The organism is Pseudomonas meliae, from assembly GCF_001400515.1.
Classification (GTDB): Bacteria; Pseudomonadota; Gammaproteobacteria; order Pseudomonadales; family Pseudomonadaceae; genus Aquipseudomonas; species Aquipseudomonas amygdali.
This window is the reverse complement of sequence record NZ_LJQT01000381.1, coordinates 1-855: the sequence shown is the minus strand read 5'-3', so window position 1 is coordinate 855 and position 855 is coordinate 1. Positions and strand designations below refer to the sequence as shown.

At 42.0% G+C, this 855-nt stretch carries 1 protein-coding gene; it reads right to left on the bottom strand.

The window, feature by feature from the left end; translation table 11 throughout:
- Nucleotides 1-2 precede the first annotated feature (2 nt).
- Nucleotides 3-584, bottom strand: a complete 582-nt coding sequence (locus ALO64_RS17915) for a hypothetical protein (RefSeq protein WP_054991771.1) — start codon at nucleotides 582-584, stop codon at nucleotides 3-5.
- Nucleotides 585-855 lie beyond the last annotated feature (271 nt).

The window sequence follows — 855 nt, the reverse complement described above, 5'->3', positions numbered from 1 at the left end:
GTTCAGCGTCTCCCTAACGATCGATCATCTCTGCAGGCCAGCCTCAATGCTTCATTCAACGAAGTCGACGCCGTTGGAAACCAATTATTATCTACCATAATATACCGAATCTTGGTTTCTGTATTTTTCAAACCTAACCACTTGAGCCCTGCATCGATATTTTTCAGAAGTTTGCTTGTCGGGTGTGTTCGATAACTAACATCAAAAATAGCAGCCTCCAATCGTAAATAATCAATACTACTGGCAGGAGGAAGCCTAAATTTTTTCTTTTTGTTCGCACCAACAATCTGGCCATTTAGCTCCGTAAATTCTACGGTAGGAATCCAACCCGAATTTCCGCCCGGAAGGGTGACCTTACCGGAGTCAGATTCGTTTGCATATATGTCACGCGTTGTACGAGCGACCAAAGGTTGACCAGCAGGAAATACTACTTCGAAGCTTTCTATTACTTGATCACTTGGAGATTCGTTTTCAAGCTCAAACACATAGTATCTACCGAAGGGCTTAACAAATGTAAGAGAGACATCCTCTACAATAAACTTATAAGCGGTCGCAATCGCAATACTGACAAACCCTAACGCCATAGCGAATTGGAAAGCCCGTATAACACTTTTTTAAGCCATTTACGCAACTTTAAACTAGCCATATTTCAAAAACCATTTTTCAATAATAGGTCGAGATTTCAGAATAATAGAAAATTATAACAACTGACCTCCCATGTTGCCATAGTAACTGAACGTTACCTATTTTCCAGTAGATTTTGAGCATACTGACGCGCAGGTCCTAGGCATCCTGATGCCGACGAACGACCGCTCGTACATTTTCTGCTCTTCTCGCCTAGGAGGGTGTAGACAA

What these genes read in the sequence shown, in the direction of transcription:
- ALO64_RS17915 (WP_054991771.1), bottom strand. Translation starts at nt 584, where the DNA reads ATGGCGTTAGGGTTTGTCAGTATTGCGATTGCGACCGCTTATAAGTTT.